Raw genomic sequence first — 21,908 nt, forward strand, 5'->3', positions numbered from 1 at the left:
AACGAAAAAGCCGCTCCAGGGAGCGGCTTTCCGGTGCGCAATGAACGCGCGTATCGACGGATCAGGGCCGTCCGCCGACGATCCGGTTGCTGCGCGCCGCCAGCTTCCTGAGGCTCAGCGCGACGGCGTCCTCGCCCGTCGCCCGCATGCCCAACGCACGCGCGCGCCCTGCCTCCGACGGCACTGCCGCGGGACAGGTGCCATTGGCGCGGTACTGCAGCGCCGCGGCCAGCATCGCCTCGCTGGTATCGCCGAGTGCGTGGTTGAAGTCGTCCGCCACCTGGCAGCCCTTGACCCCCGTCGCGCCCGCGCCTGCCGGCACGAAACCGTCCGCGTACTCGCCGAAGCCCTTGTTGTTGGTTCCGACGAATTCGATCGGGAAGTAGCTGTAGCCGCAGTTGTCCTTGGCGGTGAACCCGTAGGGCTTGCCGCAGGTGGTGCCGCCGACCAGCACGACCTCGACGTCGACGCCGCGCAGACCGTTGATCAGCGCCTCGCTGGCCGAGCAGGTGCCCGACTGCGCCAGCACGAACACGCGCTTCAGGTTCAACGCCGGCAGCGGCTGCTGGGAGCTGCAGTTGTTGCCCGAGAGCAGGCAGGACTCGCTGTAGAACGGGGTCTTCGAGTCCGCGCTGTTGGTTTCCGACGTGCGCTTGCTGTTGTAGCGCAGCTGCTCGAAGGTCTTGCCCGAGGTCGCCGTGCCGCCCGCGATCATGTACGCCAGCTCGCTGGCGATGAACAGGTAGCCGCCGCCGTTGTAGCGCAGGTCCACGACCAGGTCGCTCACGCCGTTGGCGCTGAAGCTGCGCATCGCGGTGATCAGTTGCGCTTCCGCGGTCAGGATGTGGTCGTTGAAGACCATGTAGCCCACCTTCGCGCCGTCGGTGGCGGTGAGCACCTGGCTGGTCGGCACCGGCGTCTTGGTGACGTTGCCCGCAGCCAGCGTGACGTCGCGCGGCAGGCCCGCGTTGGACGTCAGCACCAGGCGGTGGCTAGCGCCGGCGGCGTCGGGGAAGAGCGCCGCGTTGAGCGTGTTCACGCCGGCCGCGTCGGCCACATCCGCCGCCGCGCCGTCCGCGGTCACCAGCGTGTCGCCGCGGCGCACGCCCGCCACATCGGCGACGCTGCCCGGCTCGACGAACGCGACGCGCAGGCCGCGCGGCGGCGTCGGCGACTTCATCGACCACTCGATGCCGTAGCCGACTTCCACGCCGCCCTGCGACAGCGCATTCCACTCGCGCGTGCTCATCACGAAGCTGAACTGGTCCTTGCGCTTGCCGCTGGCGGTGAGCGCCGGCGACAGCAGGTCCTCGAAGTAGGCGTTCAGCGCGGTCTTGACGTCGCTGCCGCTGTACGCGGCGGCCGAGGCGTTGATCGCCGGCACGTCCTCGCGCCACAGGTAGGCCTCGTCGAGGTAGGCGCGGATCCAGCTCTTCTCGGTGGACAGCGAGCCGGTCCGCTGGTTGGCCGCGGCCTCCGTGTTGCCCGGCGCGCATTGCTGGGCGTAGCTGGCGCTGGGCTGGATCGCTCCCTCGCCGCCGGTGTTCCCGCCGTTGTTGCCACCGCCGCCCCCGTTGCTGCCATTGTTGCTGCCGTTCAGCGGCGTGCCGCTGGCACCGCCGCCGCCGCCGCAGGCGCTCAGCAGCATCACTCCGACGGCGCCGGCCACGGCCAGACGCGCCACCCGCCACATCGCGGATCGATTCATCGCAACTCCCTCATGGGACTTCGGTCCCGTGTCTTTGTGTGCCCGCTGACATCGCCTCGATGTCATCGGGAAACCTTCGAGGGCCGAGTTATAGCGAAAAACCGGGACAGGCCGCGTACTTAGTCGAGCGTCTCCGCCTTCAGGGTGACGAGTGACGCGCCCTCGCCACTGATGAAGACCTGCCCGCCGGACCAGCCCGCGGGCGCCGGCAGGTCCAGGGTCTGGCCGGGTTCCAGCCAGTGATCGTCGGGCCAGCCGACGCGCGTGATCCAGGCCCGACCGCCGAAGACCCGCAGCCGCACGGGGCGTCGCAGGCGCAGCGAGATCGGACGGCCGTCGGTCGGCAGCACGACGGCGTCCGGTCCGGGACCGGGGGGGACGAACGCCGGCGCGGACCAGCCCTGGGGCTGGGACCGGAGCCGGAACGACGGGGGGAGCAGGCGGAGCGGTTGCATGCCGTCACGATAAAAAAACCGGCTGTCGCGCTCCATCCACAGGCGACGACCGATGCGAGGCATACAGCCCGCGCACGGACGGGCCCTGTGCTGGCCGGCTTTCCGCTCATCTGTATCGGTCGGCGCCGGGCTGGAACACACAGAATCGACGCATGGACGCGCCGCTGTTACCGCTGTACATGCAACTCGCCGACCGGATGGCCCGGTCGATCCGCTCGGGCACCTTGAAGCGCGGCGAGCGTCTGCCGTCGGTGCGGGAGCTGGCGGGCCAGCACGGCGTGTCGCTGTCGACGGCCGTCCAGGCCTACCGGTGGCTGGAGGACGCGCGGCTGATCGAAGCCCGGCCGCGCTCCGGCTACTTCGTCGCGGCGCGCCCGCCGCGGCTGCCGGAACCGCGGGTCTCGCGGCCCGACACCTCGTCGCGCATGGTGCAGCTGGACCAGCTGGGCGTGCAGGTGATGGCGCTGTCGCAGGACCCGTCCTTCGTTTCCTTCGGCGCGGCCTGTCCCGGTCCGGAGCTGTTCGACCAGGACCGCGTCCGCCGCGCCATGGCGCGCGCGGTGATGCGCCATCGCGACCTGCTGTGCACCTACCCGCTCGGCCCCGGCATGGAGGAGGCGCGACGCGCGGTCGCGCGGCATGCGCTGGGACTCGGGTGCGTGCTCGATCCGGACGAGGTCGTCCTCACCAACAGCTGCATGGAGGCGATCAGCCTGTGCCTGCGCACGGTGTGCAAGCCCGGCGACGTGGTGGCGCTCGAATCGCCGACCTACTACGGCTTCCTGGAGATCCTGCAGAGCCTGCACCTGCGCGCGCTGGAGATCCCCACGCATCCGCGGCACGGCCTGTCGCTGGACGCGTTGCAGCTGGCCTTCGAGACCCAGCAGGTGAAGGCGGTGCTGACGGTGCCGACGCTGTCGAATCCGCTGGGCGCCTCGATGCCGGTGCCCGAGCGCCGCCGGCTGGCGGCGATGCTGGCGCGGCACGACGTGGCGCTGATCGAGGACGTGCTCTACAACGACCTGTCCGAGCAGGAGGACAAGCGCCGCGCGGTGAAGTCCTTCGACACGACGGGTCACGTGATGATCTGCGGCTCGTTCTCCAAGACGATCGCGCCCGGGCTGCGGCTGGGCTGGGTCGAGGCGGGCCGCTGGGGCCAGGTGTTGCGGCGGACCAAGGCGGTGCAGTCGGGCGGGCAGACCAGCGTGCTGGAGCTGGCGCTGGCCGACCTGCTCACCCAGGCGGGCGGCGGCGCCGCGCTGCGCCATCTGCGGGCGGCGATCGCGACGCGCGTGGACCAGGCGCGCCAGATGATCGCGGAGAGCTTCCCGAAGGGCACGCGCGTGTCCGATCCCGCCGGCGGCTTCATCCTGTGGGTGGAACTGCCGGACGGGCTCGACACCGCGCTGCTGTACGAGGCCTGCCTCGCGGAGCACATCGTGATCGCGCCGGGGATGATGTTCTCGGCCAGCCCGCGCTTCCGGAACTGCGTGCGGCTGGGCGTCGGCGGCCAGTGGGGCGAAGCGCACCCGCGCGCGCTGCGGCGCATCGGCGCCTTGGCGAAGGCGCTGCTGATGGCCCCTTCGAACGCCCCTGACGCCTCCGGCGACGAACTCGCCGCCTAGCGACGGCTCATCCCTGGAGCCATTCGTCGCCTGCGCTCAGGCCCTTGGGCGACTTCAGGCGCGTGAGGGCTTCCTCATCCTCGAGCAGGCGCCAGCGCCACCAGTCGGTGCTAACGGACTTGATGAGCGCCGCGTGGTGCGCGGCAAGCTTCTCCGGCGCGCGCTCGCGCTCACGACCGATCAGCCGTTGCCCGAAGCCCGCGCCGCGCTCCCCGCCACCGCCGAAGCTCATGTGATCGGCGCCTTCGAGCCACAGCTGCGCCTTCGCGCCGGCCGGCAGCCTGTCATAGACGACGCGGCGGTAACGGCCGTCGCGCTCCTGGCCGATGGGATTGCCGTCGAGGCTGCCCGTCAGGCACAGCATCGGACGCGTGATGCCCTTGATGCCCCCCGGGAAGTGCCCCGCCGACGGACTGAACGCGGCGAAGGCCTTGAAGTGCGAGTCCGTCAGGTCCGGCGCGCCACGCACCTGGAAGTCGCGTCCCGCGACCGCCAGCGTCGTCTGGGCGCCGAACGAATGTCCCGACATGCCGAGCGCCTTGGGCGACACGCGGGCCCACGGGCCGCTGCCGTCCTTCTGCAGTTTCAGCAGCTGCCCGACGGCGAACTGCACGTCGTGCCCGCGTTCGATCAACTGCTCGGCGCTCGCGGCCGCCTTCACCGCCTGCAGGCCGCCGCCCCAGATCGCGCGGTCGCTGCCGGCGTGCTGCAGATGCAGCGTCGCGATGCCGGCCTCGGCCCAGGCCTGCGCCCATTCGGTGCCGCCGTCGAGGCTGCCGCCCAGGCCGTGCGAGAACACCACCAGCGCCATCGGCCGGTCGCCTTCCGGCAGGCGCAGGCGCCACGGGATGTCGCGCAGGCGGGACTGGTCGCGCCAGACGCCCTGCTGGACGCCGGGCGTCGGCGCGGGCACGGCATCGGGCGTCGAAGCCGGTACTGACGCCGGAGCGCTCTGCGCACGCGCGGGGAACGCGGCGACGGCGCCGAAGGCAGCACCGAAAGTGCTCGTGGCGGTCAGGACGGAAGCACGCGTCAGGAGCGCGCGGCGGGCGGGATCGTGAGGCAGGAAATTCATGGCGACGAAGCGGGCAGATGCCGTTCCCGCCCCGAGGGCGGCACCGGCTTGAGGCGCAATGCCCAGCATACGCCGCCGACCAGCAGCACGACCCCGGCGACGCCCATCAGCGGCGGCCACTCGCCGCGATGCCACTGCGAGTAGGCGAGCGCGGCCAGCGTCTCGAAGACGATCAACTGGCCGACCAGCGTGGTGGGCAGGCGCTGGCTGGCCTCGTTCCAGCACAGCGTGCCGAGCCAGGACGCGAACAGCCCGACGGCGGCCATCAGACCGACGAAGGGCCACAGCCGCGGCCCGGTCGGGAAATCGAAGCCCGCGGGCAGGACCGGGAGCCCGGTGCCGTCGGCGACCGCGAGCACGACGAAGGCGAGCATCGCCATCGGCAGCGTCACCAGCCCCTGCGCCGTGGCCCAGGCGCGGGGGTTGCGATCGGCATGCGCGCGCAGCCAGTCGGCATTGCGGATGGGGTACCAGGTCCAGCAGGCCAGCGCGATGAGCGCCAGGCCCGCGCCCTGCAGATAACGCCCCAGTTGCTGCGGCGCGACCGCGGCCTGCTCGACCTGGTTGACGCAGGCGATGCCCAGCGCGATCAGCAGCAGCGCCGGGGCCAGGTCTCGCCAGCGGTAGTGGCCGTCGCGCGCGGCGTTGCGATGGTTGGAGCACACGGCGATGACCACGGGCAAGGTGCCGATGATCATCGTCGGCAGCGGTCCGCCGGCGCGCTGGATGGCGGCGGCCAGCGTCAGGTAGTAGAGGAAGTTGCCGATCGCGCTGAGCTTCACCGCGGCGACCCAGTCGGCGCGGGTGAGGCGCTTCAGCTCCCGCCAGTCGATGGCCGCCAGCGGCACCGCCAGCAGGCCGAACGCCAGGTAGCGGCCGGCCATCAGCATGGCGGCGGGGTAGTCGGGCAGCAGCAGGGGCGTGACGAACACCAGGCCCCACATCAGGCCGGCGGCGAGCGCGAACAGGAATCCGGACAGCATGCGGCGCAGTGTCGCCGCGCGTCAGGGCCGGCGTCTTGTACCGAGTTGCTGCTGGTAGCGCGCCGGCGTCACGCCGTAGCGGCGCGCGAAGCCGCGCGTCAGGTGCGCCTGGTCGGTGAGTCCGACGGCGGCCGCGACCTGCGCGGGCGCCTGTCCGGCGGCGAGCTGCCGCTTGGCCTCGTTGAGCCGCAGCGCCATCAGCGCCTGTTGCGGCGTCGCATGGTGCTGCGCCTTGAAGCTGCGCAGGAAGTGGAAGGGGCTCAGGCCCGCGACGGCGGCCAGGCGGGCGGTGTCCATCGCCTCGTCGAGGTGGGCGCGCATGTGCTCGATCACCGGCGCGAAGCGCGGCGCCGCGCCGTCGGGGCGGACCGCCGCGCGGTGCGCGTGGCGGCTCAGGCCCTGGACCAGGTCCAGCAGGGCGCTGTCGAAGGCGAGCGGCTCCCGCGCGTGCCACAGCGCGGCGATCAGCCCGGCGGCGCGCGTGGCCGCCTCGGCATCGTGCGCGACGGCGGCGTTGAAGCGCCAGGCCGGACCGCCATACAAGCCGGCCAGCACGTCCTCGTCCAGATAGACCATCCGGTAGCCCCACGCATCCGAGGTCGCGGCCTCACCGGTGTGGATGTCCTCGGGGTTCATGAGCATCAGCGTGGCGCGGGGGGCCAGGTGCTCGCCGCCGCGCCAGCGGAAGCGCCCGACGCCGTCCGTGATCGCGCCCAGGCCGTAGGCCTCGTGCGTGTGCGGCTCGAAGCTGTGGCGCAGGATGTGGGCGTGGTACAGCTCGACGCCCGCGCGATGCGCGGGGCGGCGGTACTGGGCCTGATCCTCGGGATGTTCGAACGCCGTGGGCATGAGGCCGAGTCTATGCGGCGCCCGGCACCACGCGCGGGCGCCAGCCTTCGCAGCTTCGAAAGTCCGCGAGCGGCGGCGCTCAGAGCAGACCGGGCGTCATTCCCGTCCAGCGCTTGAACGAGCGCCGGAAGTTGCTCTTGTCTGTGAAGCCCAGCGAGCGCGCCACGGCCTCTCCGCGCTGGCCGCGCAGCAGCATCAGGTAGAGCGCGGCATGCGCGCGCACCTGGTCCAGTTGCGCCTGGTGGTGCGTGCCGAGCTGGGCCAGCTGGCGCTTGAGCGTCGCCGGGCTGACGCCGAAACGCCGCGCGCTGTGCTCCAGCGACGGATCGCCGCCGACTTCGGCGAGCAGGTGGTCGTACAGCGCCGCGAGCTGGCCGCGGGAGGCGGCCTCGGGATCCGCGCCCTGCGCCAGCGCGCCGGCCGCCATCGCCGGACGGCCCGGGACCGCCGCGGGCCAGGCGGCGGTCGCCGCCGCCAGCGGCAGTCGCATCGCATCCACCTGGCAACCGAAGCGCAGATCGGCGCCGAGGTAGGTCGCGTGCTGCGACAGCTCGCGGGGGCGCGTGCGGTTGAAGCTGAAGGACCACGGCAGCGCCTGCCCGCCGCCCAGCCATTGCGCCATCGCGACGACGGCGCTCATCTGCATGTCCACGAGCAAGGGCTGAAGACTGGCCGGCGCGCCGCAGGACTCGGTCCAGACGAGCAGCAGTTCGTCCGCGGTCTCGACCAGCCGGGGCGTGAGCAGCGGCGACAGTCGGGCCGGCCAGTCGCACAGCACGCGCAGCGCCTGGCGCAGATCGCCGGCCTGCTGCATCGCCTGGCTGGCGAGGCCGTAATGCCCCGGCAGGCTCAGCTGGCCGACGACGAAACCGACGTCGCGCGCCAGCGGCTGCAGCGCGGCCAGCATCGACAGCAGTTGGCGAGGCGACAGCACCTGCCCCGGCAGCACGCCGCAACGACCCAGCCATTCCTGCGGTTCGAACCCGCGACTGCGGGCGAACTCGGCCAGCAACGCGCCCTGGTACGCCCACGGGATGAAGGCGCGGTCCGCCCCGTGGTGCGGCACGGCGCGTGCCGGCAAGGCCTGACGCAACGCGGACAACGCGTCGTCGGCCACGGCGGCCACGCCGAAGGCGGCGGCGGCGTCCGCAGGGTCCGCAGAGTTCGCAGGATCGGCGTCCAGGCTCACCGCAGCCGCTCCAGCAGGCGCAGCAACTGCGCCTCGGCGTCCTCGTGCGCGTCCAGCGCGGCGCTGGCCATGCGGGCGCTCAACCGAGCCCGCGTGCGTCCGTCGGCGCACGGATGCACATGCGAGGACAAGGCCGCCAGCAGGTCGCCCGGCAAGGCCGAGTCGGCGTCCGGCAGCAGCGCCACGAAGCGGTCGGCCGCGTAGCGGCACAGCAGGTCGCCGCCGCGCAACTGCAGCAGCAGCAGCGGCCCGGTCGCCTGCAGCAGGCGGTCGGCTTCGGCGATGCCGTGCTGGCGCGCGAGCGCCGGCAGGTCCTGCCAGCCCAGCATCACCAGCGTCGTGCCCGTCGTCATCGCGCCTGCCGTCATCGGGCTCGCCGACGTCGTCGTCGACGCCCGTGCCAGGTCTTGCTGCCGGCGGATCTGATCCAGCAGATAGGCGCCGTCGCCCAGCTGCGTCAGGCCGTCGATCTGCGTGTGTTCGCGATAACCGCGCTCGCGCCCGGCGCGCAGCGCGTTCAGCGCGAGCTGTTCCTGCCGCCACAGGTGCAGGCCGAAGGTCAGCCCCACCATGCCGACGACGTGGAAGCTCGACTCCATGCCCATCAGCAGCGTGAACTCGCGCGGGAATTTCCAGAACTCGTCCATCAGGTCGGCCCAGCCGCCCAGCAGCATCCCCGACAGACCCAGGCACAGCCAGGTCGTGACGCGGCCCGCGGGCCGGCTCGCGCGCAGCTGCACCAGCCACAGCGCCAGCATCGCGACGATGGAGGTCTCGCTGACGATGTCGATCCAGCGCCAGATCGAGGTCGGCTTGGCCACGGCCCAGTAGCCGAAGGCCCAGGTGATGCCCGCCATCGCCAGCAGCAGCGCATGGCCGAAATGGCGCGAGCCCGCGACCGGCGCGAGCACCAGCGGTGGACGGGGCAGCACGACTTTCATGAGGCGACTTTCATGGCGCGCGATGCTAGGCGGCGTGTGTGACAGGCGCTGTCACACGGCGGGGCGGGGTCGTTTCGGCTCACGAACGTTCGCGGCAAGCCACTGAGCGTCCTCCCGTGGTCCGCCACATCGACTGAAGGACGCCATGCCGATTCGCTTCCCTCGATCGCCGCCGCGCTGCTGCTGCTGCCACTGACGGCTTTTGCCGTGTCGCGCCCCCTGCCTGCGACGAAGTGCGGCAATGACGACATGCCGACGCTCGAAGCGCCTTACAAGGTGGTGTGCGCGCTCCATGAGGGCGTGATCGCAGATTCCGGATCCGACCAGGGCGACAACATCCGTACCGCGCTGGCAAGTCTGACCAACAGCCAGACCGGCCTGTACTTCCCCAAGGGCCGCTACATCGTCAGGGGGCACCTCCAGCTGCGCAGCGGCAACGTGCTGGTGGGACATCCCTCCGGACTCACGCATTTCGTCAACCCGGACCGGAAGACGTCCTCCATCGATCAGACCGTCCACAGCGCGAAGAACATCCTGGTCGAGGGCCTGGTCCTGGACAACATCACCATCAACTTCACGCATGACAGCACCAGCGTGGCCCGCTACAACGGGTTGCGCAACACGGCGTCCGACGATCCGCAGATCTGGACCCACGGCGCGGACCAGATCATCGGCAACGTGCTGTGGCGCGAGCCGGGGCACGAGGGCCGGGGCATCGCCGACTACGGCGGTCACGGCGCGGTCATCTCGGGCAATCTGCTCGGGAGCGACAAGCCCGGTCTTCCCGCGTGGGTGAAGGATCCGGTGCTCGACGATGCCCGCACGCGCAAGCTCGCCGAACAGATGACGCAGCTCGCCGCCGCCAACAACGCGGTGCCCGGCGCGGCGCAACCCCGGGGCCACTTCACCATCGCCCTTCATATCCACGGCTCCCGCGGCGCGCAGATCACCCGGAACGACATCGTGATGACCGGCACGCACCTCAACGACGTCGGCCCCGAACGTCAGGTGGCCAAGTTGACGAACGTCCAGGACCTGACGCTGACGGGCAACCGTTTCGCCGTCGAGGGGCACGCTGCGACCGCCGCACTGCCACTGGTGATCGAGGCGCCTCAGGACACCCGGATCACCGCGAACACGCTGGAGCGAACCCCGCTGCAGTTCGTGCCCGACCCCGCGGGGAAACGTCCGACCAAGCGCACCTCCGTGACTGGGAATGGCCTGGCCGGCGCTGTCGTGTCCGTCACCCAGTCCGTCACCCAGTCCGTCAGCGACGACGCCACGCTCAGCACGACCGTCGATGACCTGCTCTTCATCAACAACCGCTTCTGGAGCGTGGACCCCTCGCGATGCATGATCGATGCCCCGATTCCGCGCCAGCCAGGGCGGACATTCGGCGGAAGGGGCAACGTGAGACATCCCGGCTTCAAGCCGGCGAAGACCTGCAACCTGCGTGAACTGGCGCCCCCGCCGGGGACCGCGCCGTCCGCACCGGGCCTGGACAACCGCGCGGACAGGGTGACGCCGCCTGCCGTACGGCCGACGCAGCCGACGCAGCCGCCGAGCATCGATGGCCCCGGCATCTCCTCGGGCGATATGGGCAACACCGCATCGCCTCCGCCGGTCCCGGAGAGCAAACCCTCCTTGCTCAAGCGCCTGAGCCACTGGGTCCAGCGCACGGTGAAAAGGATCTTCTGACGCGCACCCGCCACAAGGGGGTCGGAACGGCTCATCGGAGGCGGCGTCCTGGAGCCGCGTGCACGTCGGGGTGGCGAGAATCCCGCGCTGTCACGGACCCGCCATCGGCGGTTCCTAACGTGCGTCGCCATCCGTGACTCACCGACCTCCCACCATGCGCACGCCTCCCCGCCCCACCCTGCTCGCCCTGTGCCTGTCCAGCCTCTTCGCCGCCGCACCGGCGCTGGCGCAGCAGGCCGGCGATGCCAGGACCAACGCCAAGCCTGAATCCAGGGCCGATTCCAAGGCCGAAGCGAAGAAGGACGCCAAGGACGCGAGGCCGGAAGCGAAGCAGCTCGAGACCGTCGTCACCGTCGGACAGGCCGCGGCGCTGCGCTCCGCGCTGGACAAGCAGGCGGCCGCGACGGGCGTCGTCAACGTCGTGCACGCCGACGGCATCGGCCAGTTGCCCGACAACAACGCCGCCGAGGCGCTGGCCCGCATGCCGGGCGTGTCCGTCGAGCGCGACCAGGGCGAGGGCCGCTTCATCCGCGTCCGCGGCCTGGGCCCCGACTACAACGCCGTGAACATCAACGGCGCGCTGACGCCCGCCTCCGAATCCGACCGCCGCGCGCCGGGCCTGGACCTGGTGCCGGCCGGCCTGATCCGCTCGCTCGAAGTCCAGAAGACGCTGACCCCGGACCAGGACGCCAACTCGCTCGGCGGCACGGTGACCGTGCGCACGCTGAGCGCCTTCGACCAGCCGGGCCGGCTCTTCACGATGGAGCTCGGCGGCAACTACGACGCCAACGCGGGCAAGACCAAGCCGCGCGGCTCGGTGGCCTTCGCCGACCGCTTCGCCGGCGGCACGCTGGGCGTGGCGGTGGCGCTGTCAGGCGACCAGCGCCGCTTCGCCAGCGACAACGTCGAGACCGGCGGCGACTGGGACGGCGACAAGCTCAACAGCTTCGAGCTGCGCCGCTACAGCATCACCCGCGAGCGCGTCGGCGCCGCGTTGAACCTCGACTTCAAGCCCGACGACACGTCGCTGTTCTACCTGCGCAGCTTCACCAGCAAGTTCACCGACCGGGAGACGCGCCAGTCGATCGCCGTCGAGTTCGACGAAGCGCAGGCGCCCGGGGAAACCGGCGACGGCACCGTCAGCCGTGGCCTGAAGGCGCGCAAGGAGATCAACAAGTCCAGCGCGGTGGTGCTGGGCACCGAGCTCTCGCGCGGCGACTGGAAGTTCTGGGCCGAAGCCGGCGCCGGCCGCGCCAGCGAGAACAAGCCCGACACGCTGGCCTCGTCCTCGTTCACGGCGGACTTCTCCGGCCTGGGCTACACGGACACCGTCAAGCCGATGCCCACGACCGCCACCGGCCTGAACGACCCGTCGCGGTATGCCTTCAACAAGGCCAAGATCGAGAAGAGCGACGCCACCGACCGCGTGCGCCACCTGAAGGCGGACGTGCAGCGCGAGTTCGACCTCGGCGGCTGGGACCTCGACCTCAAGACCGGCCTGAAGGCGACGCGCCGCGACAAGGACAACGAGCAGGAGACCTACGCCCCCAGCGCCAAGGTATTGAAGAAGGCGCCGTACAGCCTGGGCAACGCGCAGCTCGGACTGGGCAACTTCGTCGGCGGCGGCCCGGTCGACTACCCGTGGACCTCGTTCGGCCCCGGCATCGACTTCGACAAGCTGCACGGCCTGTACGGCGGCTACGACCTGAACGCGTTCCGCGACGCGGTCGATTCCACCGTCAACGACTACGGCATGAAGGAGCGCACCGACGCCGGCTACCTGCAGGCGACGCTGGAAAGCGGCGGCACGCAATGGCTGGTCGGCGTGCGCCACGAGCGGGTGCGCTTCGCCGCCGACGGCACCGCGTGGAAGGACGGCGTGCTGAGCCCGGTGCATGAGGAGACGCGCTCGCGCCACTGGCTGCCGGCCGTGCTGCTGCGCCAGACGCTGAACGAGGGCCTGGTGCTGCGCGCGGCGCTGACGCACTCGGTGGTGCGGCCGGCCTTCGGTCAGTTGAGCCCCGGCGTGACCGTGGACGGCGACGAGGCCACCATCGGCAATCCGCTGCTCAAGCCGCTGCGCGCGCGCAACCTGGACCTGGGCCTGGAGCAGCGCCTGGGCCGCGACGGCGCGATGTCGGCCTACGTGTTCCACAAGAAGATCCGCGACTTCGCGTTCCAGACCGATCTGGCGGGCACGCCGGGCTGGGAGGACTTCAGCCACGTCGAGGCCTTCGCCAACGGCGGCGACGCGACGGTGCGCGGCGTGGAGCTCTCCTGGAGCCAGGCGCTGAGCACGCTGCCCGCGCCGTGGAACGGCCTGGTGATCGGCGCGAACGGCAGCTTCGTGAAGTCGCGCGCGACCATCGGCGGTTACGACGGGGGCCAGTTCGTCAGCCGCCGCATCGCGCTGCCGAGCCAGTCCGACCGCAGCGTCAACCTGAGCCTGGGCTGGGAGTCGCCGGCCTTCGGCGCGCGCGTCGCGCTGAACCACAAGTCGCCCTACCTGCTCGAAGTCGGCGACGTGCTGGACGCCCGCCAGGACCGCAAGGTCGACACGCAGAACCAGGTCGACGCGTCGATGCGCGTGCAGCTCACCAAGCAGCTGCAGCTCCAGTTCGAGGCGCTGAACATCGGCAATGAGCGCTACTACGTGTACCAGGGCAGCAAGGCCTTCAACACCCAGTACGAGCAGTACGGCCGCGCCTACAAGCTCAGCCTGAAGCTGGCGATGTTCTGAGGCGGCGGCACAGGATGACGATGACCATGATGAAGAAGACGATCCGCGCGCTCGCTGTGTCGACCGTGCTGGCCGCGGCGATCTCGATGGTGGGGTTCTCCGCCCACGCGGCGACGCCGAAGGCGTCGCTCGAACTCGGCAAGAGCGGGCTGCGCCTGCTCGACGACAAGGGCCAGGTGGTGGACGAGTTCGGCGTCCGGTCCAAGCGCTGGGACCGCCGCCAACTGGCGGACGGAACGACGGTCGCGCTGCTGCAGGACGCCGACTCCGGCGCCCTGCGCCTCATCGAGGTCCGTGATCGCCAGCTGCGTGAACGCGCGCACTGGGCCGGTCCCGCCTTCGATGTGGAAGCCGTCTGCCTGTACCTGGAGCCGCGGCAGCAGACGCTGCAGGCGTTCCTGCTGGGCAGCGACGGCTTGGCCGAGCAGTGGCTGCTGGGGCTGTCCGGCCAGGTCCGGGGCAGCGGCAAAGGCAAGGACAGCGGCGGGGACCTCGCTCGGGGCCAGGTGTTGCGTCAGCTCGCCACGGTGCCCGATGCCAAGGGTTGCACGGTGCGCGACGACGAGGCGACCCTGTACGTCGCCGAAAGCGGCGTGGGTCTGTGGGCCTTCGTCGCCGATTCGGAACGCGCGGGCCGTGAGCTCGTCGCCCCGGGCCTGGCGCCGCAGGACATGGCGCTCTGGCTCGAAGCCCGCGCGGCGCAACCGCTTCCGGTGATCCCGGTCGCGACGCCGTCGGCCCAGACCGAGCCGGTGCGCGGCGGCGGCGATGCGGCGGACGACCCGGCGATCTGGGTCCATCCGACGCAGCCGGCGAAGAGCCGCATCCTCGGCACCGACAAGAAGCGCGGCCTCGCGGTCTACGACCTGCAGGGCCGCGAGACGCAGTTCCTCCCGGTGGGCCGGGTCAACAACGTCGACCTGCGGCAGCGCGTGCGCTACGGCGATCGCTCCTGGGATCTCGCGGTCGCGACGCAGCGCGACCAGCGCAGCGTGCTGCTCTTCGGCATCGACGGGGCGGGCAAGGTCTCGACGCTCGCCGAGTTGCCGACCGGGCTGGACGAGGTCTACGGCATCTGCAGCGCGCGCAATCCGGCGGGCGGTCTGGACGTGTTCGTCAATGACAAGGATGGGCGTCTCCTGCAGCTGCGCGTGATGCGCAAGGCGGGCGCGTGGGCGTCGGCGCAGGTGGCGTCGATGAAGCTGGCGACGCAACCCGAAGGCTGCGTCGCGGACGAGCCCGGCCGGCAGCTGTTCATCGGCGAGGAGAAACGCGGCCTGTGGCGCGTGGCGCTGGACGCGGACGGCCGGCTCGGCGACGCCGCGGTCATCCTGCCGGTGGGCGACATGCTGCACGCGGACGTCGAAGGCATGGCCGTGCACCGCAGTCCCGCGGGCGCGTGGCTGGTGGTGTCCTCGCAGGGCAACGACAGCTACGTGGTGCTCGACGCCGACGCGCCGCATGCGGTCAAGGGGCGCTTCCGTGTCGGTCTGAATCCGGCGCGCGGCATCGACGCGGCGTCGGAGACCGACGGCCTGGACGTGACCTCGGCCTCGCTCGGCGGCGAGTACGGTGAAGGGATGCTCGTCGTCCAGGACGGCCACAAGCGCTGGCCCATGGGCCGGCAGAACTTCAAGCTGGTGCCGTGGAGTGAGGTGGTGCGGGTGATCGAGGTGCCAGGCGCCGCGGGCCGCTGAGACGTCCGCTCAACACGCGCGATCGACGGGTTGATCGCGCGGGCATGAGGGCTGATGATCCGGGCCTTTCCAACCCGGACTCAGTCCCTCAGCCTCGACGCGCATGTCCTCTGATCTCGTCATCCGCCCGATCGCCCCGTCCGACCTCGCCGCCTGGCGTCCGCTCTGGGACGGCTACAACGCCTTCTACGGACGGATGGGCGAGACCGCCCTGCCCGAGGCCGTCACCGCGTCCACCTGGTCGCGCTTCTTCGACGAGCGCGAGCCGGTGCACGCCTTCGTCGCGGAGCTCGACGGCCGGCTGGTCGGCCTGACGCACTACCTGTTCCATCGCAGCACGTCGCGCATCGAGGACACCTGCTATCTGCAGGACCTGTTCACCGCCGACGACGTCCGCGGTCGCGGCGTCGGACGTGCGCTGATCGCGGCCGTCACCGCCGCCGTGCAGGCGCGCGGCGGTCGTCGCCTCTACTGGCAGACGCACACGACCAATGCCGCCGGCCGCGCGCTGTACGAGCGCGTCGCGGAACACAAGGGATTCATCGTCTACGGCCAGGACTTCTGACCGGGTCGCGCTCAGCGCATCCGGCGGCGCAGATCCTGGCGCGCGCTCTCCGCAAGATCGGTGCCACGCGCACCGCCCTCCGGGAACGACGCCATGCCCATCTGCAGGCGCACGTGCATCGTCACGGCGTCCACGCCGTACGGCCCGTTGAGCGCGGTCTCCAGACGATGCTGGACCAGATGGGCCTCGGCGATGCCGGCGTCCAGCAGCAGCACCGCGAAACTCGTCTCCCCCACCTGCAGGACCATGTCGGTCCCGCGCACCCGGCTGCGCAGACGACGGCCCACCGCCGTCATCAAGCCGTCGCGGGCCTCGTTCGCAGCGGCGCGTTCTCCGGCACCCTCGCCTTCATCCGCGTCGTCGGCGCGGGCCGCGGGCCCGGCGGCCGCCGTCGCCGGCATGGCCGGCTCGGCCTCCAGCCACAGCACCGACAGATGGCCGCCATAGCGGCGGCACTGCGTCAGCTGGCGCGAAATCATGAGGCCGAACTCGGCCAGCGAATCGACCCGCGGCACCCACAGCGCCGGCGTCTGCCGCGGCGGCTTGATGAGCGCGACCCGGCCCTGCTCCAAGGCGTCGGCGGGCGCTGCGGCGGCGGTGGACGGGCTCATGCGCAACTGCTCCAGGCGGAAGACGGGTCACGCCCGCGCGCCGTGATCGGCCGCCCGCGGGGTGCGAAAAAATGAGGGTGAGGACACGACCCGCTGAAGCAGCCCGATCCATGCCGGCCTCCCTTGCCACATTGACCAAGCCGTGTCCTCATCTACTAAAACGGATCCCCGACGACGATCCCGACATCCGCTAACAAAAATCTTCTCAGTGGAAACCCTTGAATTGACGCCTGCATCGCGCTGGGCGCGTCATCCGTCGCCCGCTCCTCTGTAACAAGGTCATACGAGACCGCTAGAGTTCCGCTCCATGAAGGACATCACCGAACTGCTGCACGACGCCGGTCAAGGGGACCGGTCCGCCGCCGACCAGGTGGTGGCGCAGCTGTACGGCGACCTTCAGCGCCTGGCGCGTCAACGCATCCGCCAGGCAGGAGACCTGACCCTGCTGGACACCACCGCGCTGGTGCACGAGGCCTGGCTGCGGCTGGCCGGGTCGCAGGGCCAGACCTTCCCGGACCGGCGCCACTTCCTGGCCTACGCGGCGCGCACCATGCGCCACGTGGTCATCGACCTGGTGCGCGCGCGCCAGGCCGAGCGTCGCGGCGGCAACCAGCCGGACCTGACGCTGAACACCGCCGTCGTCGAGGGCGCACCGCAATCCGACGATCACATCCTGCGCGTGCACGAGGCGCTGGATGAACTGGCGACCATCGATCCGCGCATGGCGCAGGTGGTCGAGATGCGCTACTTCGGCGGCCTGCTTGAGCAGGAAATCGCGGAAGCCCTGGGCGTCACAGAACGGACGGTCCAGCGGGACTGGCAGAAGGCGAGAATCCTGCTTTCCATGAGCCTCAAGGACTGACCCCCGCCGGGTCGGCTCCGACGGATCCGTCCTCATCGCCACCAGACGCCCGCCCGATGGACGCACTCGATAAACAGCGCTGGATCGCGCTGAGTCCGCTGCTCGACGAACTCCTGGACCTGGAGAGGCCCGACCGCGCCCGCCGGCTGGAGGAGATCCGCGCCGGCGACGTCGCCATGGCCGAGCACCTCGAGGCGCTGCTCGCGCGCGACGAGGCGCTCAACGAGGACGGCTTCCTGGAACAACCCGCCGCGGAAGCGCTGCAGGGACCGGTGCCGTCGGCGGTGCCGCCGCTGGACTTCCGCGGCGAGTCGCTCGGCCCCTACGAGCTGGAGCGCGAGCTCGGCCAGGGCGGCATGGGCGCGGTGTGGCTCGCGAGCCGGGCCGACGGCCGCTTCGAGGGTCAGGTCGCCGTCAAGTTCCTGAAGTCCGGCCTCTTCGGCAAGGGCGACAGCGGGCGCTTCGAACGCGAGGGACAGATCCTCGCGCGACTCTCGCATCCCAACATCGCGCGGCTGCTGGACGCGGGCGTGCACAACGGGCATCAGCCCTACCTGGTGCTGGAGTACGTCGACGGTCTGCCGATCGACCGCTACTGCCAGATCAACGCGCTGGATGTCGAATCGCGCATCCAGCTCTTCCTCGACGTGCTGGCGGCGGTCGCGCATGCGCATTCGCGGCTGATCCTGCACCGCGACCTCAAGCCCAGCAACATCCTGGTCACGCACGACGGCCAGGTGAAGCTGCTGGACTTCGGCATCGCCAAGCTGCTCGACGACGCGACCCACTCCGGCGCGGCGACCGAGCTCACGCAGCGCGCCGGCAGCGCCTTCACGCCGCAGTACGCGGCGCCGGAGCAGGTGCAGCAGGCCGACGTCACGACCGCGACGGACGTGTATGCGCTGGGCGTGCTGCTCTATCAGCTGCTGGGCGGCAGGCACCCCACGGCCGACGACACGCAGACCCACCTCGACCGGCTGCGCGCCGTGGTGGACCTGGTGCCGAAGCGGCTGTCGGACGTGGCGCGGGACCAGCTCGACCCGGTCATCGCGCGCCAGGCCAAGCTGCTGCGCGGCGACCTGGACACGATCGTCGGGAAGGCGCTGAAGAAGAAGCCGTCCGAGCGCTATGCCAATGCCGAGTCGATGGCCGTCGACCTGCGGCACTGGCTGGCGCACGAGCCGATCACGGCAAGACCCGACACCCGGCTCTATGTGCTGGGCCGCTTCGTCCGGCGGCATCGGTGGAGCGTCGCGGCCAGCAGCATGGCCGTGCTGGCGATGGTGTCGCTGACGGGGCTCAGCGTGCTGCAGGCGCGGCGCGCGGAGCGGGCGGAACATCAGGCGCAGGAGCGGCGCCAGCAGGCCGAGGACCTGCTCAGCTACATGCTCGGCGAGTTCGCCGACAAGCTGCGGCCGGTCGGCCGGCTGGAGCTGCTCGACAGCGTGGGCAGCAAGGCGCTGACCTACCTGGCGCAGGATCAGGACGCGTCGCCGATGGAGCGGCTGCAACGCGCCAAGGCGCTGACCGTGATCGGCGAAGTGCGCGTCTCCAAGCGCAATCTGAAAGAGGCGCTGGAACCCCTGGTCGCGGCCCGCAAGCTGCTGGAAGGGGCGCCCCCGTCGGAATCCCTCACCGCCGAATGGCGCAAGGCACAGGGGGCCGCCGCCTTTTGGATCGGACACGTTCACTACTATTCCCGGGAGCTCGACAAGGCCACGGACGCCTGGCTCGCGTACCGCGACGCCATCCAGGCGTGGGTCGATGCGCAGCCGACGAATCGAGAGGCGCTCGTCGAGCTCTCCTACGCCTACAACAGCCTGGGGACGGCTCGACTCGACAGCGCCGATCTGCGCGGCGCCACCGACTACTTCCGACGCTCGATCGATCTCAAGCGGGCACGGGCCACCACCGGCGACTCGGACAACGCCGCAAAGATGGACCTCGCGGACAGCCTCAGCTGGCTGGGCAGCGTCACGCTGTGGCGTGGCGACGCCAGACCCGCGGAAGCCATGTTCTCCGAGGGAGCCGCATTGATCGCGGAGGTGCGCAACAGCGCGCCGAACGACGGCGCGTGGTCCTACCGGGAGGCCGTCATGCGCCGCTGGCGGTCAGAGGCGTTGATCAAGCTGGGTCGCGTGAAGGAGTCTGTCGCGGAAGCACGCAGTTCCGTGGATCTCCTGCGCAAGTTGCACGGACAGGACGCATCGAATGTTCAATGGTGGCTGAATCTGCTGCTCAGCGAAGCCACTGCGCTCGACTTCGAATGGTCGCAATTGACCCGGGCCGCGCGCATCGAGCAGGCGGCAGCATTGAAGACGCAGATCGAGGATTTCGCGAAGTCGAGACCCGAGACGAACAAGTCGCGGATGGTGGAGATCTGGGGACGGTGGTCGGTCATCGCCGCACGCACGCAAGCGGCGGACGGAGAGGCGGAGAGAGGGCTCCGGACACTGCAGGAGACGGCGGACGCGCAGGCGACACTGCTGGCGACACGCGCATCCGACATTCGATTCGTCCTCTTCTATGTGGATACGCGCCGTCAAATGATTGCCATTGCTCGACGCCATTCACTGCCTGCGCCTACCGCCGCGTGCCGGGAGATCGATGACATCACAATGAAGATGCCCGCCGCAATAGGCGTTCATCTCCAGATCACGCAGGGCTGGGTTGAGGCTCAATCCTGTCTGGGGAGAGGACATCGAGACGACGTCCGGCGTGCGGCCGAATGGCTGGCAATGAGCCAATCCAACGATCCTTCTCCCTGACAACCAAACTGCTCAAGGGAAAAAATCATGGCTTACACCATCTATGTCGACGGGAAGATCAGTGCCGACGGCAACTTCGCCGACTGCACCTATTCGCTGAACTATGACGGTTCCGATCCCATCGCGGGTTCGGAACTGCACATCCCCGTCAATGCCGGCGAATGCGTCTTCACGCAGGGTGAAAACACCGACCTGCTGCTGATCGGCGCGACGTTCAAGACCATCGGCTCCACGCCCGGCATGAATGCCAGCAATTTCGCCCCGGCGAATGACGAGAACTCTGTCAGCTTCGTCATGCCGGCCAACACGATCACCAAGGGTGTCGTGCTGCTTTTCTCGACGCCCGGCGTCGTGGAGAACCTGTACCCCAGCAGCGATCCGCAGGTCATCAACGACCAGCCGACCTGCTGATCGCTCAGGGCCGTCCGGCCCCTGGCGAGAGGCTGGTGAGCGCCTCCTCCGCCATGACCCGTCCCAGCCGGGACGGGTCCACCCGATCCATCACGCGCGCGTCGAGCGCGAATTCCTTCTGCTGCGTATAGGCCACCGCGCCTATCCGGGGCAGACTGCCGGCCGCCTGCGGCCCGAGCATCCCGAACACCGGATAGACGCGCAGCCGCACGATCAGCAGCCCCTGCGCCACATCGGCGAACAGGGCCGTCTCCAGCACCCGCGTGCAGCCGCGCCGCTGCACTTCCGCCAGCAGTCCCTGCAGATTGCGCGGCACGTCGGTCGCGGACACCGGCAGCACCACGTTCACCACCGGCAGGCCCGCAGCCACGAGCGGCTCGCGCGCCGCGAGGTTGAAGGCGCTGTTGGCCTCGTCCCAGCGGCGGTTGGCGGCAGGCTGGTCGGGATCGAAGTTGCGGCCCTGGCCGAACAGCAGCACGCACGGCGCGCCGCTTGCCACGGAGGCTGAGGCGGGCGTCGGAGCGGACGCCTGGGCGTGCGCCTTCGGCAGCCCGGCAGTCACGACGATGGCGAAGGCGACGATGGCGGCTTGAAGAAGCGCCTTCCGGGTGTGCGGTCTCGACATGGGGCGGATTGTGCGCCGCCGTGATCGCCGCACAATGGCCGCTCCGCCTTGCAGGAGAGAACGATGCGCGAATGGACGAGCCTGGGCCCCGTGTGTGTGACGACGGTGGCCGTGGTGGCGACGGTCGCCCTCGCCGGCTGCGCGACGCCGCTGAAGGACGAGCGCATGAAGGCCGGCGCGACGACCAGTGCCGACGTGCAGCAGTACTACGGCGCGCCGACGCGCGTCTGGCCCGAGGCCGACGGCGGCCGCACGCTGGAGTACGCGACGCAGCCCTTCGGCCAGACCTGCTACATGGTCCGCCTGGATGCGCAGGACCGCCTCGTCAGCACGACGGACGCCCTGTCGTCGGCGAGCCGCGAGCGCATCGTGCCCGGCCTGACGACCGACCAGGTCACGCGGATGCTCGGCCAGGAGCGCAAGCGCGTGTTCTTCAGCCTCAGCGGCGAGGACGTCTGGGACTGGAACATCGCGCCGGAGATGAGCGGCTACCTGCTGCGCTTCAACGTCCACTTCAAGAAGGGCGTGGTGGTGCGCACCTCGCAGAGCGTGGTCTATCCCGACCGGCGCTTCTTGTGGGATGACTGAGGCGCCGCGCGGCGGCGTCGTCGCGCGAGCGCGACGACCTCGCAACTTCAGGCTGTCCGTGCAGCAAGACGAGTCATTGAATCGCGCCTCCGTCTTGGAGACGATGGTCCACCGCGATGCCTGTTCCAAAGGCACCGAGAAAGGACCGCTCCCATGACCTCCATTGAAATCCAGTTGCCCCCGCTCCTTGCGCGCGACGCAGCGCGCGCCGGACTTTTTGCCCCGGACCGCCTGGAGGCCATGTTCCGCAGACAACTCCACGTCGACGATCTCCAAGCATTCTTGAGGGAGGAGGAAGACCTCGAAGAACTGGTCATGCAAGAGATTCAGGTGGACGTCGATGCAGTCCGAGCAGACAAACGAGCAGCCAAATGCAGTACGACTCGTGCTTGACACGAATGTCGTCGTTGAAGGTTCGTTCCCCTCCCAAAGGGGGAAGTCCAGCCCCACCCCTGTGACGGAATGAATACAGCCCCGCCGATGTCGTCGCGCTGACGCGGGGAGCGGTTCACACCCTC

General features: G+C 70.2%; 19 protein-coding genes. 10 read left to right on the top strand and 9 right to left on the bottom strand.

What is annotated here, in order from left to right:
* Nucleotides 1–61: 61 nt before the first annotated feature.
* Nucleotides 62–1,708, bottom strand: a complete 1,647-nt coding sequence (locus ABE85_RS21400; protein WP_067279395.1) for a S41 family peptidase — start codon at nucleotides 1,706–1,708, stop codon at nucleotides 62–64.
* Between the two features lie 119 nt (nucleotides 1,709–1,827).
* Nucleotides 1,828–2,163 carry a DUF2917 domain-containing protein gene (locus ABE85_RS21405; RefSeq protein ID WP_067279398.1) on the bottom strand — a complete coding sequence of 112 codons (336 nt, stop codon included), beginning with the start codon at nucleotides 2,161–2,163 and terminating at the stop codon, nucleotides 1,828–1,830.
* A gap of 152 nt (nucleotides 2,164–2,315) precedes the next feature.
* On the opposite strand from ABE85_RS21405, the gene ABE85_RS21410 reads away from it, so the two are divergent.
* On the top strand, nucleotides 2,316–3,788 hold the full coding sequence (locus ABE85_RS21410; RefSeq protein ID WP_067279402.1) for a PLP-dependent aminotransferase family protein: 1,473 nt from the start codon (nucleotides 2,316–2,318) through the stop codon (nucleotides 3,786–3,788).
* Nucleotides 3,789–3,795: 7 nt separating this feature from the next.
* Here the strand turns inward: ABE85_RS21410 and ABE85_RS21415 are convergent, their stop codons facing one another.
* From ABE85_RS21415 to ABE85_RS21435, 5 genes are all read right to left on the bottom strand, one after another.
* Entirely contained in the window at nucleotides 3,796–4,863 is a 1,068-nt protein-coding gene (locus ABE85_RS21415; protein ID WP_067279405.1) for an alpha/beta hydrolase, read from the bottom strand.
* A complete protein-coding gene (locus ABE85_RS21420; RefSeq protein WP_067279409.1) occupies nucleotides 4,860–5,846 on the bottom strand; it encodes a DMT family transporter in 987 nt (328 codons plus the stop codon). The genes ABE85_RS21415 and ABE85_RS21420 overlap by 4 nt, the downstream gene beginning before the upstream one ends.
* Before the next feature lie 21 nt (nucleotides 5,847–5,867).
* Nucleotides 5,868–6,695 carry an AraC family ligand binding domain-containing protein gene (locus ABE85_RS21425; protein WP_067279412.1) on the bottom strand — a complete coding sequence of 276 codons (828 nt, stop codon included), beginning with the start codon at nucleotides 6,693–6,695 and terminating at the stop codon, nucleotides 5,868–5,870.
* Nucleotides 6,696–6,774: 79 nt separating this feature from the next.
* Nucleotides 6,775–7,884 carry an AraC family transcriptional regulator gene (locus tag ABE85_RS21430; protein ID WP_197507105.1) on the bottom strand — a complete coding sequence of 370 codons (1,110 nt, stop codon included), beginning with the start codon at nucleotides 7,882–7,884 and terminating at the stop codon, nucleotides 6,775–6,777.
* On the bottom strand, nucleotides 7,881–8,825 hold the full coding sequence (locus ABE85_RS21435; protein ID WP_067279415.1) for a diguanylate cyclase domain-containing protein: 945 nt from the start codon (nucleotides 8,823–8,825) through the stop codon (nucleotides 7,881–7,883). The genes ABE85_RS21430 and ABE85_RS21435 overlap by 4 nt, the downstream gene beginning before the upstream one ends.
* 249 nt (nucleotides 8,826–9,074) lie before the next feature.
* On the opposite strand from ABE85_RS21435, the gene ABE85_RS21440 reads away from it, so the two are divergent.
* The 4 genes from ABE85_RS21440 to ABE85_RS21455 all read left to right on the top strand — a co-directional run bounded on the left by ABE85_RS21440 (nucleotide 9,075) and on the right by ABE85_RS21455 (nucleotide 15,525).
* Nucleotides 9,075–10,523, top strand: coding sequence for a glycosyl hydrolase family 28-related protein (locus tag ABE85_RS21440; protein WP_067279418.1), 1,449 nt, complete (start codon nucleotides 9,075–9,077; stop codon nucleotides 10,521–10,523).
* 154 nt (nucleotides 10,524–10,677) lie between these two features.
* Nucleotides 10,678–13,263 carry a TonB-dependent receptor gene (locus tag ABE85_RS21445; protein WP_067279422.1) on the top strand — a complete coding sequence of 862 codons (2,586 nt, stop codon included), beginning with the start codon at nucleotides 10,678–10,680 and terminating at the stop codon, nucleotides 13,261–13,263.
* A gap of 20 nt (nucleotides 13,264–13,283) precedes the next feature.
* Complete coding sequence (locus tag ABE85_RS21450) at nucleotides 13,284–14,960, top strand: phytase (protein ID WP_231993154.1); 1,677 nt, start codon at nucleotides 13,284–13,286, stop codon at nucleotides 14,958–14,960.
* Between the two features lie 103 nt (nucleotides 14,961–15,063).
* Entirely contained in the window at nucleotides 15,064–15,525 is a 462-nt protein-coding gene (locus ABE85_RS21455; RefSeq protein ID WP_067279430.1) for a GNAT family N-acetyltransferase, read from the top strand.
* A gap of 11 nt (nucleotides 15,526–15,536) precedes the next feature.
* Here the strand turns inward: ABE85_RS21455 and ABE85_RS21460 are convergent, their stop codons facing one another.
* On the bottom strand, nucleotides 15,537–16,136 hold the full coding sequence (locus ABE85_RS21460; RefSeq protein WP_067279432.1) for a diguanylate cyclase domain-containing protein: 600 nt from the start codon (nucleotides 16,134–16,136) through the stop codon (nucleotides 15,537–15,539).
* Between the two features lie 307 nt (nucleotides 16,137–16,443).
* Here ABE85_RS21460 and ABE85_RS21465 point away from each other — a divergent pair, with 307 nt between their 5' ends.
* Genes ABE85_RS21465 through ABE85_RS21475 form a run of 3 tightly spaced genes read left to right on the top strand, consistent with a single transcriptional unit; the run spans nucleotide 16,444 to nucleotide 20,177 of the window.
* Nucleotides 16,444–16,998: an ECF-type sigma factor gene (locus tag ABE85_RS21465; RefSeq protein WP_067279435.1), complete on the top strand. Its 555-nt coding sequence runs from the start codon at nucleotides 16,444–16,446 to the stop codon at nucleotides 16,996–16,998.
* Nucleotides 16,999–17,054: 56 nt separating this feature from the next.
* Nucleotides 17,055–19,766: a serine/threonine-protein kinase gene (locus ABE85_RS21470; RefSeq protein WP_067279438.1), complete on the top strand. Its 2,712-nt coding sequence runs from the start codon at nucleotides 17,055–17,057 to the stop codon at nucleotides 19,764–19,766.
* A 27-nt stretch (nucleotides 19,767–19,793) separates the two neighbouring features.
* On the top strand, nucleotides 19,794–20,177 hold the full coding sequence (locus ABE85_RS21475; protein WP_067279442.1) for a hypothetical protein: 384 nt from the start codon (nucleotides 19,794–19,796) through the stop codon (nucleotides 20,175–20,177).
* A 4-nt stretch (nucleotides 20,178–20,181) separates the two neighbouring features.
* On the opposite strand, the gene ABE85_RS21480 is transcribed toward ABE85_RS21475, so the two are convergent.
* On the bottom strand, nucleotides 20,182–20,802 hold the full coding sequence (locus ABE85_RS21480) for a hypothetical protein (protein WP_067279445.1): 621 nt from the start codon (nucleotides 20,800–20,802) through the stop codon (nucleotides 20,182–20,184).
* A gap of 63 nt (nucleotides 20,803–20,865) precedes the next feature.
* Here ABE85_RS21480 and ABE85_RS21485 point away from each other — a divergent pair, with 63 nt between their 5' ends.
* Together ABE85_RS21485 and ABE85_RS21490 are read left to right on the top strand one after the other, a co-directional pair.
* A complete protein-coding gene (locus ABE85_RS21485) occupies nucleotides 20,866–21,390 on the top strand; it encodes a hypothetical protein (RefSeq protein WP_067279449.1) in 525 nt (174 codons plus the stop codon).
* Nucleotides 21,391–21,543: 153 nt separating this feature from the next.
* Entirely contained in the window at nucleotides 21,544–21,783 is a 240-nt protein-coding gene (locus ABE85_RS21490) for a hypothetical protein (protein WP_067279452.1), read from the top strand.
* Nucleotides 21,784–21,908: the final 125 nt, after the last annotated feature.

Source organism: Mitsuaria sp. 7, from assembly GCF_001653795.1.
Taxonomy (GTDB): Bacteria; Pseudomonadota; Gammaproteobacteria; order Burkholderiales; family Burkholderiaceae_C; genus Roseateles.